Origin of the sequence: Chelativorans sp. M5D2P16, assembly GCF_034427935.1 — a bacterium.
Classification (GTDB): domain Bacteria; phylum Pseudomonadota; class Alphaproteobacteria; order Rhizobiales; family Rhizobiaceae; genus Chelativorans.
The window spans coordinates 394,362-409,749 of record NZ_JAXQNM010000025.1 but is presented as its reverse complement, the minus strand read 5'-3'; the positions used below and the strand labels follow the sequence as shown (position 1 = coordinate 409,749).

The 15,388-nt window shown below is 65.8% G+C and carries 18 protein-coding genes and 1 tRNA gene; 15 read left to right on the top strand and 4 right to left on the bottom strand.

Annotation, left to right across the window (positions count from 1 at the left end):
- Positions 1-44 precede the first annotated feature (44 nt).
- The 10 genes from SIN08_RS13325 (at position 45) to SIN08_RS13280 (ending at position 8,097) form a co-directional block, all read left to right on the top strand.
- Entirely contained in the window at positions 45-2,252 is a 2,208-nt protein-coding gene (locus SIN08_RS13325) for a TonB-dependent receptor (protein ID WP_322452056.1), read from the top strand.
- A 10-nt stretch (positions 2,253-2,262) separates the two neighbouring features.
- Positions 2,263-2,643, top strand: coding sequence for a hypothetical protein (locus tag SIN08_RS13320; protein WP_322452055.1), 381 nt, complete (start codon positions 2,263-2,265; stop codon positions 2,641-2,643).
- Positions 2,640-3,905, top strand: a complete 1,266-nt coding sequence (locus SIN08_RS13315; protein WP_322452054.1) for an MFS transporter — start codon at positions 2,640-2,642, stop codon at positions 3,903-3,905. Before SIN08_RS13320 ends, SIN08_RS13315 begins: the two co-directional genes overlap by 4 nt.
- A gap of 280 nt (positions 3,906-4,185) precedes the next feature.
- Entirely contained in the window at positions 4,186-4,623 is a 438-nt protein-coding gene (locus SIN08_RS13310) for a hypothetical protein (RefSeq protein WP_322452053.1), read from the top strand.
- Between the two features lie 2 nt (positions 4,624-4,625).
- Positions 4,626-5,318: a MotA/TolQ/ExbB proton channel family protein gene (locus SIN08_RS13305; protein ID WP_322452052.1), complete on the top strand. Its 693-nt coding sequence runs from the start codon at positions 4,626-4,628 to the stop codon at positions 5,316-5,318.
- Positions 5,308-5,691, top strand: coding sequence for a biopolymer transporter ExbD (locus SIN08_RS13300; protein WP_322452051.1), 384 nt, complete (start codon positions 5,308-5,310; stop codon positions 5,689-5,691). The genes SIN08_RS13305 and SIN08_RS13300 overlap by 11 nt, the downstream gene beginning before the upstream one ends.
- A gap of 2 nt (positions 5,692-5,693) precedes the next feature.
- On the top strand, positions 5,694-6,086 hold the full coding sequence (locus SIN08_RS13295; protein ID WP_322452050.1) for a biopolymer transporter ExbD: 393 nt from the start codon (positions 5,694-5,696) through the stop codon (positions 6,084-6,086).
- The gene (locus SIN08_RS13290) at positions 6,083-7,144 is read left to right on the top strand and encodes a TonB family protein (protein WP_322452049.1); all 1,062 of its coding nucleotides are present in this window, start codon (positions 6,083-6,085) and stop codon (positions 7,142-7,144) included. The genes SIN08_RS13295 and SIN08_RS13290 overlap by 4 nt, the downstream gene beginning before the upstream one ends.
- Before the next feature lie 186 nt (positions 7,145-7,330).
- Positions 7,331-7,702, top strand: a complete 372-nt coding sequence (locus SIN08_RS13285) for a hypothetical protein (protein WP_322452048.1) — start codon at positions 7,331-7,333, stop codon at positions 7,700-7,702.
- 122 nt (positions 7,703-7,824) lie between these two features.
- Entirely contained in the window at positions 7,825-8,097 is a 273-nt protein-coding gene (locus SIN08_RS13280) for a DUF4242 domain-containing protein (RefSeq protein WP_322452047.1), read from the top strand.
- A gap of 273 nt (positions 8,098-8,370) precedes the next feature.
- Here SIN08_RS13280 and ggt read toward each other — a convergent pair whose 3' ends face one another.
- Complete coding sequence (gene ggt, locus SIN08_RS13275; protein ID WP_322452045.1) at positions 8,371-10,134, bottom strand: gamma-glutamyltransferase; 1,764 nt, start codon at positions 10,132-10,134, stop codon at positions 8,371-8,373.
- 1 nt (position 10,135) lies between these two features.
- Complete coding sequence (lipB, locus tag SIN08_RS13270) at positions 10,136-10,876, bottom strand: lipoyl(octanoyl) transferase LipB (RefSeq protein WP_322452044.1); 741 nt, start codon at positions 10,874-10,876, stop codon at positions 10,136-10,138.
- Positions 10,877-11,052: 176 nt separating this feature from the next.
- Here lipB and SIN08_RS13265 point away from each other — a divergent pair.
- Positions 11,053-11,137, top strand: a tRNA-Leu gene (locus SIN08_RS13265).
- Between the two features lie 185 nt (positions 11,138-11,322).
- Entirely contained in the window at positions 11,323-11,763 is a 441-nt protein-coding gene (locus tag SIN08_RS13260; protein WP_322452043.1) for a hypothetical protein, read from the top strand.
- Between the two features lie 76 nt (positions 11,764-11,839).
- On the opposite strand, the gene ligD is transcribed toward SIN08_RS13260, so the two are convergent.
- Positions 11,840-12,751, bottom strand: coding sequence for a non-homologous end-joining DNA ligase (ligD, locus tag SIN08_RS13255; protein ID WP_322452042.1), 912 nt, complete (start codon positions 12,749-12,751; stop codon positions 11,840-11,842).
- 92 nt (positions 12,752-12,843) lie between these two features.
- Positions 12,844-13,746: a LysR substrate-binding domain-containing protein gene (locus SIN08_RS13250; protein ID WP_322452041.1), complete on the bottom strand. Its 903-nt coding sequence runs from the start codon at positions 13,744-13,746 to the stop codon at positions 12,844-12,846.
- Positions 13,747-13,867: 121 nt separating this feature from the next.
- Here SIN08_RS13250 and SIN08_RS13245 point away from each other — a divergent pair, with 121 nt between their 5' ends.
- The 3 genes from SIN08_RS13245 (at position 13,868) to SIN08_RS13235 (ending at position 15,381) form a co-directional block, all read left to right on the top strand.
- Complete coding sequence (locus tag SIN08_RS13245; RefSeq protein ID WP_322452040.1) at positions 13,868-14,056, top strand: hypothetical protein; 189 nt, start codon at positions 13,868-13,870, stop codon at positions 14,054-14,056.
- A gap of 36 nt (positions 14,057-14,092) precedes the next feature.
- The gene (locus SIN08_RS13240; protein WP_322452039.1) at positions 14,093-14,221 is read left to right on the top strand and encodes a hypothetical protein; all 129 of its coding nucleotides are present in this window, start codon (positions 14,093-14,095) and stop codon (positions 14,219-14,221) included.
- Between the two features lie 161 nt (positions 14,222-14,382).
- Positions 14,383-15,381 (top strand): GlxA family transcriptional regulator, encoded by a 999-nt coding sequence (locus SIN08_RS13235; RefSeq protein ID WP_322452038.1) that lies wholly within the window; start codon positions 14,383-14,385, stop codon positions 15,379-15,381.
- Positions 15,382-15,388: the final 7 nt, after the last annotated feature.

Sequence of the window (15,388 nt, the reverse complement as noted above, 5' to 3'; positions counted from 1 at the left end):
GAAACAACCCAGCCATCTGAGTGCCACGCGCAAAGGGGGGCGCAATGCGGACGCGGATTTGGCCGTTGTTTCTTTCGACTTGTCTGGCTTCACCGGCTGCCTGGGGGCAGGATCAGGCGCTGCCCGGCGAAGGCACGCTGCTCGACCGGCTCGTGGTCACCGCCGGGCGCGAGGAAAGCGCGATCGCCGGGGTCGCTCGATCCGTCATCGTGGTCGAGCGGGAAGAGATCGAACAGGCGATGGAGATTTCGCCCGACGCCACCGATCTCGTCGAAAAGCTGGTGCCGGGATTCTCGCCGGGCAACCAGACCATCTCCGGCGCCTCGGAGAATTTCCGCGGCCGCGGCGTCTTGATCATGGTCGACGGCGTGCCACGCAACACGCCCCTGCGCGATGTCTCGCGCATCCTTTCCATGATCAATCTCGACAACATCGAACGCGTCGAGGTCGTAAACGGGGCTTCGAGCCTCTATGGCGCCGGGGCGACCGGCGGCACCATCAACTTCATCACCAAGCGGGGAACGAGCGACAAGCCCACCGTCACGGTGCGCACCGGTGTCACCGCCTTCACCGAAAACATCGGCAAATCCGCCGCGCCGGAGGCCAGCGTGAGCGTCGAGGGCCGCAAGGATGCGTTCGATTACTTCTTCTCCGCTTCCGGCGAACTGACCCGACGCACCTATGACGGCTTCGGCAACGAAATGGCCTCCGACGCCATGCTCGGCCAGGGCGGCGGCGACCGCACCGGCTCGGGCGATTTGTTCGGCGTCGTCGGCTACGAGGACGGTCCGCGGCGTTTCGAGGTCAGCTTCGACTGGACCTATGCCGAGCAGGAGCCGGACTGGTTCACCGACTACGATGCGGATCCGGTGGCGCCGGACTTCAGCGACTCCTATACGGGCGAGCCGCTGAAAGAGGATTCGAAATACCTCACGGCGAAATACACCGACAGCGCCTTTCCGCTCGGAGAGATCGAGGTCAAGGGCTTCTACAACAAGATCTTCAAGCAGTCGCCCTTCACCAAGTTCTCGCGCGTCAACTCCATCGTCTACTATTCGGGCGATCCGCTCAATCCGACCGCCGACTACAACCAGTCGGCGCTCGAAGCCGAGCGGGCCGGCGTGAACCTCACCGTCAACACGCCGACGGATTTTCTTTTCGAAGGCAGCAGCCTGACCTGGGGCGCGGACTACATCTACGACGAGACCCGGCAGAAGCTCATCAACGGCTGGGACGTGATCGCCCCCATGCGCCAGCATTCGCTGGCCGCCTTCGCCCAGGCCGAGGTGCCGATCACCGACCGTTTCCGCGTCCAGGGCGGCGTGCGCTTCGACCAGTTCTACCTGACGGTGGAGGATTTCGAGCGCCCGGAAGCCTATGTCGGCGATTTCCGCATGGCCTTCCCCGCCATAGACGTGCAGGGCGGTTCCTTCAACTACAATGCCTTCACCTTCAATGCCGGCGCCGTGTTCGACGTTACCGACGACCTGCAGGTGTTCGGCAACTTCTCCCAGGGCTACAGCCTGACCGACATCGGCGCCTTCACCCGCCGCGCCGGCCTCAACTCGACGGCGGAAGCCTGCGACGCGTATGGCGGATTGCTCGCTTCGCTGGGGTGCACGGGGTTCCCGGACTTCACCGTCAGCTACGACGACATCGCACCCGAACCCCAACTCGTGAACACCTTCGAGGCGGGCCTGCGCGGGGACTGGGGCGATTTTCGCGGCAGTCTCAGCGCCTATCTCTCCACCTCCAAGGACGGCGTGAACTACGACATCGAAGCCAACCGCGTCAGCCAGCAGAAGGAACGCATCTGGGGCGTGGAGGCGACCGCCGAATACGACATCAACACGATGTTCACCGTGGGCGGCATTCTCGGCTACCAGGAAGGCAGATACGACGAGGACGGCGACGGCTCGATCGGCGACGACGAGTATCTGCCCAACAACCGCATCCCCTCGACCTGGAAGGGCGTCGGCTACGTGTCCGCCCGCTTCGGCAACGGATTTTCGGCGCGCGGCGAGGTCGAGTATTTCTCCGGCCGCGACCGGATCGCGGGCGAGAGCCTCGACGGCGCCACGCTGGTCAATCTGGGGGTGTCCAAGGAATTCGCCAATGGCGGCGAGTTGAGCCTCGCCGTGCGCAACGTCTTCGACACGGACTATATCAACCCGACCGCCACGGCGACGCGCGGTGCGCCCGTCCCCGGCCTGGGACGCTCCGTCTACGCCTCCTACAAGATAACCTTTTAGCGGCGAGGCGATGGCCGTCCACCTGAGCCGGGAAGAGCAGATCCTGTCCCTGACCGTCGAGGAGCCGGTCGGCAGCGGCGATCCCGACCGGTATATCGCCGCGCTCGACGAGATCGCGGAGGCGGCCGCGCCGTTCGTCCTGCGGGTTGCCTTTCGCACCCGCCTCGACCTGCCGCAGGAGCAGCGCAAGGCACAGAACCTGTGGTTCAAAAGAACGCGCCAGCGCATGAACGCGCTGTGCCGGGCGGCGGCAATCGTGCGCAAGGACGCCAGCGAGGAGATGCAGCGCACCTTCGGCGGGCTGTGGCGCTTCCCGGTGCTCGTAACCGACAGTGACGAGGAGGCCGGCACCTTTCTCGCCACCCATCAGCCGCAAGGAACCGCGCCATGATCGATGCCACCGTTTCCGGCACGGAACGGCGGCCGCGCTACCGGCTCTTCGCTGTGCTGGCCGGACTTTATCTCGCACAAGGCATTCCGACCTATCTCTTCGCCGCCGCACTGCCGCCGATCATGCGCGAACAGGACGTGTCGCGCACGGCGATCGGCTTCTTTTCCATCCTCCTCCTGCCGCTGGTCCTGAAATTCCTCTGGGCGCCGGCGGTCGACCGGATCCGGCCTTTCGCCCGCGCCCATCGTGCCGGCTGGGTGATCCTCACCCAGTTCGGGATCATCGGCAGCATCGTGTCACTGATGGCGGTCGAGCCCGGCAATGTGTGGGCCATCTTCACCATCGGCTTCGTCGCGTCGCTGCTTCTGTCGACACAGGACATCGCCACCGACGGCTATGCCGCGAAACATCTCGAGCCCGCGGAGCGGCCGATCGGCAACGCCATCCAGGGCGGCGCGATCGCATTCGGCGTGATCGCCGGGGGCACGATGGGGCTCGTCCTCTACCACCATGCGGGCTGGCACGTCATGCTGGCCACCATCGCCCTGGTTTCATTCCTGCCGCTCGTCGCCGCTTTCGCCATGCGCGAGGACGACCCCGCCCCTTCACGGCCCTCGGGCCCGGTCTCACGCCCCTCCATCATGGCCTTCCTGCGCCGCCCCGAGGCGCGTCTCGTCCTGTGGATCGCCCTTGTCTACCGGGCGAGCGAGGGGCTCGTGAAGGCGATGGAGGGCTCCTATCTCGTCGATGCCGGAATCCCGCTCGACATCATCGGCTATCTCTCCGGCGCCTCCGCCGCCACGGCCGGGCTCGCCGGCTCGGTGATCGCAGCCGTCCTGCTGCGGCGCATAGGCGTGACCGCCGTGCTCGGCCTGCTAGGCAGTCTGCGGACCGTCTGCTTCCTCGTCTTTGCGCTGCATGCTTTCGGGGTCATTCTGGGGGTCTGGCCGCTCTACGGCGCCTCCGCTTTCCAGACGCTGATCCGCTACATGGAGATCGTCGCGCTCTACAGCCTGTTCATGAGCGTGACGACGTCCAAGCAGCCCGGCACCGACTTCACCATCCTCGCCTGCGCCCAGCTTATCGTCTATCTCGCCGGCTCCATGTCCTCCGGCGCGCTCGCCGACCTTCTGGGCTACGGCGCCCTTTTCGGCATTTCCACAGCCCTGTCGGCCGCGGCCGTACTCGCCACCCTCACCATGCTGCGGGCGAATCCGGCACGGCCCGGCGCAGCATTTCCGGCAACGAAGGGACCGGGCTAGCAGCAGGCGCCTCGGAAGAGTCCTGACCGACCCTTTCCCCGACACCATTCTCGCCCAGCTCTCTTCCCCTCGCGCGCCCGGCAAAAAAGCTGCCGAAATATTGACATTCGCGATCAGGATTTCTAAGACGACGCCACGTTGGATTGTTTCTTTTCACGGTTGGCGGGACTTTGTGCGGCATGCGCCCGCATCCGTACCCACAGGGAGTTTCGACATGCAGGCGGTGAGGAAACGCCCTGCCAACGGCGGGCGGGAAAAGCGTGAGGCAGGCGGGAGAGCCATGCTGAAGCGCCTTTTCAAACCGGCAATGATTGCCGCCGCGGCCCTGGCGGTCCAGCCCGCGCTCGCCCAGGAAACCGAGGCACCGGCAGCGAAGCTGGGCCTGGAGCTCAATTCCCTGGCTCCGACCGAGAACGGGTGCCGCGTCACCTTCGTGATTTCCAACGCCATGGGCGCGGAGATCGAGAATGCCGCCTTCGAGATCGCCCTGTTCGACCAGGATCGGATGGTGGACCGCCTGACCGTGATCGAATTCGGGGAACTGCCCGCCGAAAAGACCAAGGTCAGCCAGTTCGACTTCGCCGGCGCCGACTGCGCGAACATCGGCCGCATCCTGATCAACGGCGTTACCGAATGCAACGGCGCCATACTCGACACACAGGCCTGCGGAGACGCGCTCGAGACGACTACCAGAACAAACATCGAGTTCGGGAGCTGACCATGTGGGATGCCGTTCGCTCTCTCTTGTCCCTGGGCGGCCCCGTCGTCGCTGTCCTGGTGGTACTCTCCGTCTTTGCGCTGGCGCTCATCCTCCTGAAGCTGTGGCAGTTCTGGGCCGAGCGTGTGGGTTTCCACGGCCGCGCCAGGGCCGCGGTGGAAGTCTGGCGGCAGGGCCGCCCCGCCGAAGCCGCGCGGATGATGGAAGCACGGCGCTCCGCCCTCGAAGACGCCTTGGCCACGGCGATGGTGCTGACTACGCGCCGTCTCGACAAGAGCCTGATCGAGGATGAAATCCAGCGCCGCGCCACGGACCGTCTGCACGAGCTGCAAAAGGGGTTCCGGGAGCTGGAAGCCATCGCGCAGATCGCACCTCTCATCGGCCTGTTCGGAACGGTGATCGGCATGATCGAGGCGTTCCGCCAGCTCCAGGCCGCAGGGAGCGCGGTTGATCCCTCGGTACTCGCCGGCGGCATCTGGGTCGCGCTCTTGACCACCGCGGCCGGCCTGGCGGTCGCAATCCCCGTCTCGCTGGTTCTGACCTGGTTCGAGACCCGCCTGGAGAACGAGCGCGTGGCGATCGAAACCATGGCCGGCACCCTGCTCGCCCAGGTCGCCATGTCGTCGGAGGCCTCCGGCGCAACGCGGGACGGCGCCGGGCAGGAAGGTGCTGCGAGTCTGGCCCATGCGCATTGAACGCGCTCCGCGTCGCAGTCGAGGGCCTTCGCTGACGTCGCTGATCGACGTCATTTTCCTGTTGCTTCTGTTCTTCATGCTGTCGTCCACCTTCACGCGCTTCGCCAAGGTGGAGATCACCGGCGGGCACGCGGCGGCCTCCGCTGAGGCAGAGACACCGGATATCCTGCTGCATCTCGAGGGTGACGCCTGGAAGGTGAACGGCATTGCGATGCCGGTCGAGGAAGCGATGGGTGAACTCGCCAGCCTGCAGGACAATGGCGCAAACTCGCTCGCCATCCTCGTGCGCGGCGAGGAGACATCGCAGATGCTCGTGGAGGCGGTCGAGCGCATCCGCCGCGAAACCGGCCTCTCCGTATCGGTGGCGAGGTAGAGATGCGTCTTTCCCGGCCCCGCGCCCCCAGGCGGTTCAGCGAGAACACGATCCCCCTGATCAACGTCGTCTTTCTGATGCTGATCTTCTTCCTGATCGCCGGCACGCTCGCCCCGCCGCTCGATCCTGAGGTCTCGTTGATTGCCACCAACGACGCCGAGGGCGCCGATCCGCCGGCCGCGCTTTCCGTGACCGCCGACGGACGGTTCAGGGCCGCGGGCGAGGACGTGACCATCGAGACATGGCTGGCCGGGAGAGAGGCGGAAGGCGGTGAGGCCGCGCCCGTCACGCTGGCGGTGGACCGCGAACTGCCGGCCGACAGGCTCATCGATATTCTGACTCGCCTGCGCACCGGCGGGGCCGGGCCGATCGAGATCGTCACGGAGCGAAAGTGAAACGCGCCCGGATAAAATGGACCGTTGCCGTCGTTGCTTCGCTGGCGCTGCACGCCTCGGCGGCGGTGTTCCTCGCCCACTCCGAAGACGTCCGGATCGCCGGCGGCGGGGCGGTCGAGGTCGCTCTCCTCGGCAATGCCTTTGAAAGCCGGGTGGCCGCGGGCGAGGTTTCCGAAAGGGTTGCTCCGGCTGAAACCGCATCCGCCGACGAGTCGCTGGAACCGGTGGAGACCCCGTCGTCCACCGAGCCCGTCCCGGCAGCCGAACAGCTTGAGACGCAGCCCGTTCGGCAGGTGCAGCCCATCGCGCCGGACCAGCAGGCATCCTCGGCATCTGTGCAGGAGGCGCCCCCCTCGCCCGAGGCGGAGGTCACGCCCACGAGTCCGTCCACCGCCGATGCAGCGATCGTTTCCCTCGACGCCGAAGAGACGCCGAGCAGGGCCACGGTGGCGCGCGCCAGCCCGGTCGAGGCCGATCCGGCAGAAGCGGCCGAGACGGAAGTCGTCCGCGGTGAGGAACTCAGCGAAGTCGCCGCCGAACTCGCCGCGCTGGAAGACGTTCCCGTGCCGGAGGCTCGTCCCGAGCCACCGCGCGTCGAAAGACGGGCGGCACAAGCCCCGCAGCAAAACCGGACGCGGAGAACCGCCGCGGCCGGATCGGGCGGACAGAACCAGGCTGACACGAGCCGCGGTACGAACCAGGGCTCGGCCTCGGGCCGAGCAGCCTCGGACAACACCGCCTCGCGCAGCCCCGCCCGGCAGGCCGGCAATGCCGCCGTCTCCAACTATCCGGGCAAGATCGTGTCGCGACTGCGCCGCTCCCTGCGCTATCCGCGCGAGGCGCAGCGCCAGCGCATCCGGGGCGAGGTGCATGTCAGCTTCGTCGTCTCCGGCAACGGCCAGGTCGGCTCGGTCCGCGTCGTGCGCAGTTCCGGCGCGGATGTACTCGACCGCGCGGCGATGGAGACCGTTCGCCGGGCAGCGCCCTTCCCGCCCATACCGGAGGGAGCGGGCCGCTCGAGCTGGCCGTTTACCGTGCCCCTGGCCTTTACCCGCTGATCGCGCGGCAGAACGTCGGCGGACTTGAACTGTCGCTTTTTGCATCCTGGCCCTCGACAACGGATAGGCGCCTTACCAAATTGCGTGGAGATGAAGCGTGCCCGCCACCGCGCGCGGCGCCCGGAGGCCTTAAGTCCCAGCCCGACCGCAACAGGCGCGCCTCATCGGGCACCAGAGGCAGCAGAAATGAACGTCTTTTCCTTCCGATTCCGGCGTACCCGGCCAGAAGCCGCCCGGACAGCCTTGCTTGCGGGACCCTTCCTCGTGCTCATGCTGACTTTCGCCCCGGCCACGGCACTCGCCACCTCTCTCCCGACAGACCTCGCCACCGCATTCAAGTCGCGAGAGGTCCTGGTTGCCGACGCAGAAGCGGAGAAGCGTAATCGGGCGGCTGAGCATGCCGAGATGCGGCGACGCGAGGAAAAGCTCGACCGCATGGAGGAGTCACACAACGAATGGCGCAGGCGGCTCGAAACCCTGCGGCAGGAGCGGCGCCACCAGCCGACGGACCTCGACGTGCCGGTCTACACGCCACGCGGACCGGACACGCGCCGCTGAAACCTCCCGACCCGCACGCCGTCCACCCGCTCGGTGCCTACCGCATATTCCGCAATTGCCAACGGCCGATTTGCCGATACCATTGAGGCGGGCACCGTTTCTCAAGAGGAGGGAGGCAGGCAATGCCGCAATTCGTGATCGAAAGAGACATGCCGGGTGTCGGTGGGCTCGGCCCGGACGAACTCAAGGGTGCCTCGCAGACATCGTGCACCGTTCTGCGCGACCTCGGACCCGAAATCCAGTGGGTGCACAGCTACGTGACCGACGACAAGATCTTCTGCGTCTATCGCGCACCGAGCGAGGATCTCATCCGCCGGCATGCCGAGACGGCGGGCTTCCCGGCCAACAGAATTTCGCAGGTCCGGGCCACCATCGATCCCACAACGGCGGAATAGTCCGGCGGATCGGCATGAGGCACGGCCGGGAACACAGTCCCGGCCGGCCTATGCGGGTGCTGGTCTAGGGGGTTGTAGAGAATCATCGCATCGGGAGTGCGCACCCCCTCTCTTGCGATTTCTAACACTTAGCCTTCGGCTAAGATGTTGAAATCGCTTTCTCCCCCGCCAAGGGGGAGAAAGCAAATTCTTGGGCTTAGCGCAGCTAAGTCCGTAGAATTTTGCAAGAGAGGGGGCCAGCGCTGCAGCCCATGTTCTGAAGCCCAACAGACCCTAATCGCCGACCGCCACCCCTTCGCGCCGCGGATCGGCGCCGCCGACGAGCCCTTGCGCGGTAAAGGCGACGCCGTGCAGGCCCGAATTGAGGTCCGTGACCTCGGTCTCGAAGCCGAGGGCCTGCAGATCGTCGTTGAAGCCTTCGGCGGAGGTGCCGGCCTCCAGCGCATAGGTGCCGAAGCGGTTGGTCAGGTGCGGCAAGGTAATCGCCTCCTGCATGTCCATATCCCAGTCGATCAGTGCGATCACCGTGTTCGCGACATAGGGAATGATGTTGCTGCCGCCCGGCGAGCCGAGCGCGACGGCCGGTTCACCATCCTCGAGGATGATGGTCGGAGACATGGAGGAGCGCGGGCGCTTGCCGGGCTCCACGCGGTTGGCGACCGCCTCGCCCTCGCTTGTCGGCGCGAAGGAGAAGTCGGTGAGCTGGTTGTTGAGCAGGAAGCCTGCCGCCATCTGCCGCGAGCCGAACGCGTTCTCGACCGAGCTCGTCATCGAGGCGACGTTGCCCGCATCGTCGACGATCACGAAATGCGAGGTGGAGGGCTGCTCGAGTTCGATCCCCCCGATCCGCAGTTCCGCCTTGTCCCAGGGCGGCGTTCCCGCCTGGACCTCCTCGGCCGGCAGGGCGCTGGGCCGCCGGATCTGGGCGGCACGGTCCTTGAGATACGCCTGGTTCAAAAGCCCCTTGGGCATCGAAACGAAGTCGCTGTCGGCCATGTAGAGCCCGCGGTCGGCAAAAGCGAGCCGTGTGGCATCGCCGATGATGCGCCAGCTCTCCGGATCGTCGGGCCCGAGCCCGGCGATGTCGAAATGCGAGACCATGCCGAGGATCTGCCCGACCGTCAGCGCGCCGGACGAGGGCGGCCCCATGCCGCAAACGTCGTACCCGCGATAGGGTGCGCAGACCGCCGGCCGTTCCTTGGCTTCGTAGGCGGCAAGGTCCTCCATGCTCAAAAGCCCCGGATTGGTCGGATGCTCCCGCACCGCGGCGACGATCGCCCGGGCGATCTCGCCGGTATAGAAGGCGTCCGCCCCGCCCTCGGCGATGGCGCGCAGCGTCTCGGCGTATTCCGGATTCTCAAGCCGCGTGCCGACGGCGAGCGGCGCGCCCGCCTCGTCGTAGAAATAGCTCCGCGCCGGCTCCTCCTGGTCGAGCTTGCCCCGGTCGTTGGCGACCAGAGTGTTGAGGCGCGGCGAGACCTCGAAACCGTCCTCGGCAAGATCGATGGCCGGCTGCAGGAGACCCGCCCATTCCAGCTTGCCGTAGCGCCGATGCACGGTTTCCATCAGCCGCACCACCCCGGGCGTGCCCACGGAGCGGCCGCCGATGACGGCATCGAAGAAGGCCAGCGGCTCGCCCGATTCGTCGAGGAAGAGCTCGGAAGAAGCTGCCATGGGCGCCGTTTCCCGCCCATCGAAAGTGGTAAGCTCGCCGCTTTCGGCATCGTACCAGACGAGAAATCCGCCGCCGCCGATGCCGGAAGATTGCGGCTCGACCAGCCCGAGCACCGTCTGCACCGCGACCAGCGCATCGGCCGCGCTGCCGCCTTCGCGCAGGACTTCGAGCCCCGCCTGTGCGGCCAAGGGGTTGGCTGCCGCCACCATCTGCCGCTCGGCCCGAACAGCCGCCCGCGCGCTGCTGCCGCTGGCGATTTCTGGCGCCTGTGCATCGGTCGCCTGCTGCGCCCCCGCCGGCACCGCAAGCGCGAAGCCGAGGGTCAGCGCGAGCGCGCCGAGAAAATGTTTTCTTTGATCCATGTCATCCGCTCCTTGCCAACGCCCCCTCAAGCACGGCTTCGGCCGGGCCGAAGATCTCCTCGAACGCGGCCTTCAGCGCGACGTCGAAATCGCCCATCGTCACCGGCAGGCCGAGATCGACCAGGCTGGTGACGCCGAAGCCCGAAATGCCGCACGGCACGATGCCGCCAAAGTGCGAAAGCTCCGGCTCGACGTTGACGGCGATGCCGTGAAAGCTCACCCAGCGGCGAAGGCGGATGCCGATGGCGGCGATCTTGTCCTCCATGGGCGTGCCATCAGGCATCGGCGGCTTGTCGGGCCGCACGACCCAAACCCCGACGCGGCCCTGCCGCCGTTCGCCTCTCACGTTGAAGCGGGCAAGGGTGGCGATGACCCAGTCCTCGAGCGCCGAAACGAAGGCGCGCACATCCTCCCGACGCCGCTTGAGATCGAGCATGACATAGGCCACGCGCTGTCCCGGACCGTGATAGGTGTATTCGCCGCCGCGCCCGGCCTGATGAACGGGAAAACGCCCGGTATCGAGCAGGTCCTGCGGCGCCGCGCTCGTGCCCGCCGTGTAAAGGGGCGGATGCTCGACCAGCCAGACCATCTCGCCTGCCGTGCCCGCGCGAATGGCGTCGGCACGGGCTTCCATGAAGGCCAGCGCGTCTTCGTAAGCCGTCAGTCCCGGCTCTATTCGCCATTCCACCGGTTGCGCTTCCTGGCGTGGATGAAAAAGCAAGGGCGCGGGCGCTTCGTTCATGTGTCGGTCTCCATGCGGCGGTTATGACTCCGATCCGCCTTCAAGGTCCAGAAAGGGTTTAACAGCATTCTCCGCAACGGCGATTTTTGCTGCGATTTCACTTTCCTCAGGCTTGTCTCCAGGGGGGCGATTTGCTACATGCCCCGTGGCCGGTGCGAACCGGCCTTTCGTTGCGTGCGGTCGTGGCGGAATTGGTAGACGCGCAGCGTTGAGGTCGCTGTGGGGCAACCCGTGGAAGTTCGAGTCTTCTCGACCGCACCATTTTCCTCCTGCAATTCCTTTCCTCCACCGGTCCCGTCTCCAAGACGCTCCGGCGCGGCGTTTCCGCCGGCTCGCATCTGACACAATTCGTGATCAACACGACGAAGGACGGCAGACTGTCGGAACCGGAGCCGCGCTCTATCTGCTTCTCTGTAGGTGTGGTGGACTATCGTATGGAGGACACGATGAAGCACCAGACTCGTCAGGAAATGGAAGCCGCCGTCACGACATGTCCGATCCCCTCGCACATGTCGCAGCACGAGCGAGTCGAACGTTGGGCGGCGCTTCTCGAAATGCACGGCGGCTTTTTGAATCCATTGATGCAGATCGAGTATCTGTCTCCGCAGGAACGCAGGGCCTACAGGGGCACCAACACGCCCTTGACGGTTGCCTTCAGCGATCCGGTCCTGCGCGAACAGGGGCTGAAGAGCGACGGGCTCGGCGATGCGATGGACTTCTTCGGCATGAGCGATTCCGACGCCCATCGGCTCCTGTGCGACTGCCGCTATTTCGGAAGGATGACCGGCGGCGCGGTGGCCGACCGTCTTCGCCGCTATGCGGCAAGAAAGCGCACGCGCGCGAATTTCAAGCAGGCCATCTGGCGCTTCTTCGGCGCCACCGCCTGAGTGCGAAGCGGCCGCGGATCGGCCGCACGCCGCGGCCTCGCCGCCTCGGGCGGCGGGGTTCATTCGGCTACGGCCGCTATTCATCGCCCGCTCCGGCGGCCGCCAGGATCTCGCGCGTAAGGGATTGTCGCCAGCCCGCGGTTTCGGCCCAGGGCTCGGGTGCCCGCATGCGCGCCTCCATATCGGCGACGTGAAACGTGTCCGCCGCCGCCAATTCCGACAACTCCGCCCATGAGACGGGTACGGCGACGGGCGCGCCCTGCCTTGCGCGTGTCGAATAGGGCGCGATGGCCGTGGCGCCGCGCTCATTGCGCAGCCAGTCGATGAAGACGCGGCCCTTGCGCTTGGCCTTGGCCGCCTGCGCGAGGAAGCGCTCCGGCTCCTCCGCCTCCATGGTCCTGGCCACCGACCGGGCGAAAGCCTTGGCTTGCGGCCATTCGGCGCGCCGGGAAAGCGGCACCACCACATGCACGCCCTTGCCGCCGGTGACCAGCGGCACGGATTTGAGACCGTATGCGGAAAGACGCTCCCGCAGGTCGAAAGCGGCGCGCCGAACGTCTGCAAATTCCAGCGCTTCATCGGGGTCGAGATCGAAAACGAGGCGGTCGGGCTTCTCCAGCCGGTCGATCCGCGAGCCCCAGACGTGGAACTCCAGCGTGTTCATCTGGATGCCGGCGATGAGGCCCGCGAGATTGTCGATGTAGAGATACTCGGCATTCCCGCCATTCTTCTCCACGATTTCCCGGCGCTTTACCTCGGCCGGAAAACCCTTGCCGCCATGCTTCTGGAAGAAACATTCGCGACTGCGTCCGTCCGGACAGCGCACGAGGCTCACGAGCCGCTTGCGCGTCCATGGCAGCATGCGCTCGGCGACGCGCATGTAGTGGGCGGCGATGTCGGCCTTGGTGAGCCCTTGCGCATCGAAGAGTATCTTGTCGGGGCTGGACAGCGCGACGCCGGCAAGAAGCGTACGTCCTTTTTTCTGCATCTCGGCCTCCGGTGCTGGCACGGCGGCGCAAGGGCGCCGGGCACCCTGCCCCGGTTCAATCCGCCCCGTCCCGCGCAGGTTCCTTCGTCCGGTTAGAACCGCCCCGTCTCGTTGAACAACTCGAAGGTCGCCCGGATATGGTCGGCCGCCGCCTTGACCGGCGCGGAAGCATCCGGCGTGACCACCATGCCCAGATTGTAGTTGCCCATCTTCGGCAGGCCGTCCTGCGGGCCGAGTTCGACGAGATCCTCGCCGATAAACGACTTCGGCAGGGGCGCTACCGCCAGGCCGCCGAGAATGGCCGCCCTCTGGCCGGCCGTGTGCGCGCTCATATAGGCGACGCGATAATCGCGGCCGAGCTCGCCGAGCGCGGTCACGGCCGCGTTGCGCCACACGCATCCCTCCTCCCAGAGGGAGACCGGCAGCGGCTCGCGCAGATGCGCGCATCCGCCCTTGGCGCCGGCCCAGACGATGGGCTCGCTCAACAGGACCTCGACTCCTACCTCGCGCTCCAGATCGCCCGAACAGGTCAGGAGCGTTATGTCGAGCTGGCGGGCCGCCATACGCTTCCGCAGATTGACACTCTGGTCGATGACCACGTCGACGGCAATGGCCGGATGCGACTGGGAAAAGCGCCTGAGCACGCTCGGCAGCACCCGCTCGCCGAAATCGTCGGGCGAGCCCAGCCGCACGATGCCGCTGATATCGGGCGCGACGAATTTCGAAACCGCCTCGCGGTTGAGCGCCAGGAGACGGCGGGCATAGCTCAGAAGCATCTCTCCGTCGGGCGTCAGCGTGACGGAACGGGCATCGCGCACGAAGACGGCGCGGCCCAGGATCTCCTCGAGCTTCTTGATCTGCATGGACACGGCCGAGGGCGTGCGGAAAACCGCATTCGCGGCGCCGGTGAAGCTGCCGGTCTCGGAAATCGCCACGAAGGTGCGCAAAACGTCGAGTTCGAGCAGCGGCATCGGATGGTTGAGCGGAGCGTTCATCGCTTTGCCTTCAATTTCTCTGAACCAAATGATCATTTCATTGCGTTTGATTGAACACGAGATTGTGGCGATAGTCAATCCCGAAGCCGGGAGGCCGGCTCAACAGAGGAGCGAGAAAGCCATGTCTGTACAAGCTGCAATGCTTGATTATCTGCGTCATCGGATGGCGCTCTGGGAGCGTCGCCGTACCGAAAAGTTCATCAGTAATCTGCCCGCCGAGATTCAGAAGGATATCGGATGGCCGGCCGCAGAGAGCCGCCGGCGGATCCCCCGTCAGGTGCGGGATTCCTTCTGGGAACGGCGCTGGTAGGCAAACCCTCTATCATAGAGAAAAGGAGACGGTGAAATGAAGATGAACTATCTGACCAGGCTGAGGTCTTTCCTGCGCGAGTTCGGAGACATCCACGAGCACGCGCGCACGGGGCGCAGGCCCGCACGGCGGCAATCGCCCGCCCAGACGGACCCCCGCCCGTGAAGGCTGACTCGTCCGGCGGCCGCCATGCCCACAGCGCGGCCGCCGGACAACCAAAAATTTCTCTTTGCGCGACCGCGCACTCCATTGACAGTTAAGATTTTTTTGGGACAGGCTTGCCTCTGGGCGACATCGCATTAGGTCGCAGTCCGCAGGAGGACGAAATGCGGGACGATAGGCAGGTCAAGCGCTCGCTGGTATTTTTTCTTGTCCCGGATTTCACGCTGGTCGCTTTCGCTACAGCGCTGGAACCTCTGCGGGCGGCCAATCGCATGGCCGGCTACCAAGCCTATACGTGGCGGCTGGCGAGCGTCGACGGCAAGCCGGTGCGCGCCTCCAACGGCGTCGAGGTCGCCGTCACCTCGTCACTGTCCGAAGAGCGGCAGAAGATGACCGGCCGCGAGCGGCCGACCATGGTCGTCGTGTGCAGCGGCCTCAATGTCGATACCTATGTCAACAAGTCGGTCTTTGCCTGGCTCCGCGAGGAATACAATCGCGGCGTCGCCCTGGGCGGACTGTGCACCGGTGCGCAGATTCTGGCGGCCGCCGGCCTGCTCGCCAACAAGCGCTGCGCCATCCATTGGGAGAACCTGCCCGGCTTCGCCGAGAAGTACCCGAAGGCCAACGTCTTCGCCGATCTTTTCGAGGTCGATTCGAACATCTACACCTGCGCCGGCGGCACGGCCGCCATGGACATGATGTTCCAGCTCATCGGCGAAGACTTCGACGACAATCTCGTCAACCGCGTGTGCGAGCAGATGCTGACCGACCGCGTGCGCAGCCCCTCCGACCGCCAGCGCCTGCCGCTGAGAGCCCGGCTCGGCGTGCAGAACTCGAAGGTGCTCACCATCATCGAGCTGATGGAGGCGAATTTGTCGGAACCGCTGTCGCTGATCGAGATCGCCGAGGCCGTCGGCCTTTCGCGCCGCCAGATCGAGCGGCTCTTCCGTCAGGAGATGGGCCGCTCGCCAGCACGTTATTATCTGGAGATCCGGCTCGACCGGGCCCGCCACCTTCTCGTCCAGTCCTCCATGCCGGTCGTGGAAGTGGCCGTCGCCTGCGGCTTCGTTTCCGCTTCCCACTTCTCCAAGTGCTATCGCGAACTCTATGCCCGCTCCCCGCAGCAGGAACGGGCGGACCGCAAACAGCTCGTCGCCGCCTGACACGGCA

Bases quoted from the DNA above. Each gene is read 5' to 3' on its own strand.
- SIN08_RS13235 (WP_322452038.1), top strand. From the start codon at position 14,383: ATGCGGGACGATAGGCAGGTCAAGCGCTCGCTGGTATTTTTTCTTGTC.
- ggt (WP_322452045.1), bottom strand. From the start codon at position 10,134: ATGGATCAAAGAAAACATTTTCTCGGCGCGCTCGCGCTGACCCTCGGC.
- SIN08_RS13300 (WP_322452051.1), top strand. From the start codon at position 5,308: ATGCGCATTGAACGCGCTCCGCGTCGCAGTCGAGGGCCTTCGCTGACG.
- SIN08_RS13250 (WP_322452041.1), bottom strand. From the start codon at position 13,746: ATGAACGCTCCGCTCAACCATCCGATGCCGCTGCTCGAACTCGACGTT.
- SIN08_RS13310 (WP_322452053.1), top strand. From the start codon at position 4,186: ATGCTGAAGCGCCTTTTCAAACCGGCAATGATTGCCGCCGCGGCCCTG.
- SIN08_RS13320 (WP_322452055.1), top strand. From the start codon at position 2,263: ATGGCCGTCCACCTGAGCCGGGAAGAGCAGATCCTGTCCCTGACCGTC.
- SIN08_RS13240 (WP_322452039.1), top strand. From the start codon at position 14,093: ATGAAGATGAACTATCTGACCAGGCTGAGGTCTTTCCTGCGCGAGTTC.
- lipB (WP_322452044.1), bottom strand. From the start codon at position 10,876: ATGAACGAAGCGCCCGCGCCCTTGCTTTTTCATCCACGCCAGGAAGCG.
- SIN08_RS13325 (WP_322452056.1), top strand. From the start codon at position 45: ATGCGGACGCGGATTTGGCCGTTGTTTCTTTCGACTTGTCTGGCTTCA.
- SIN08_RS13315 (WP_322452054.1), top strand. From the start codon at position 2,640: ATGATCGATGCCACCGTTTCCGGCACGGAACGGCGGCCGCGCTACCGG.
- SIN08_RS13245 (WP_322452040.1), top strand. From the start codon at position 13,868: ATGTCTGTACAAGCTGCAATGCTTGATTATCTGCGTCATCGGATGGCG.
- SIN08_RS13285 (WP_322452048.1), top strand. From the start codon at position 7,331: ATGAACGTCTTTTCCTTCCGATTCCGGCGTACCCGGCCAGAAGCCGCC.
- SIN08_RS13305 (WP_322452052.1), top strand. From the start codon at position 4,626: ATGTGGGATGCCGTTCGCTCTCTCTTGTCCCTGGGCGGCCCCGTCGTC.
- SIN08_RS13260 (WP_322452043.1), top strand. From the start codon at position 11,323: ATGAAGCACCAGACTCGTCAGGAAATGGAAGCCGCCGTCACGACATGT.
- SIN08_RS13295 (WP_322452050.1), top strand. From the start codon at position 5,694: ATGCGTCTTTCCCGGCCCCGCGCCCCCAGGCGGTTCAGCGAGAACACG.
- SIN08_RS13280 (WP_322452047.1), top strand. From the start codon at position 7,825: ATGCCGCAATTCGTGATCGAAAGAGACATGCCGGGTGTCGGTGGGCTC.
- ligD (WP_322452042.1), bottom strand. From the start codon at position 12,751: ATGCAGAAAAAAGGACGTACGCTTCTTGCCGGCGTCGCGCTGTCCAGC.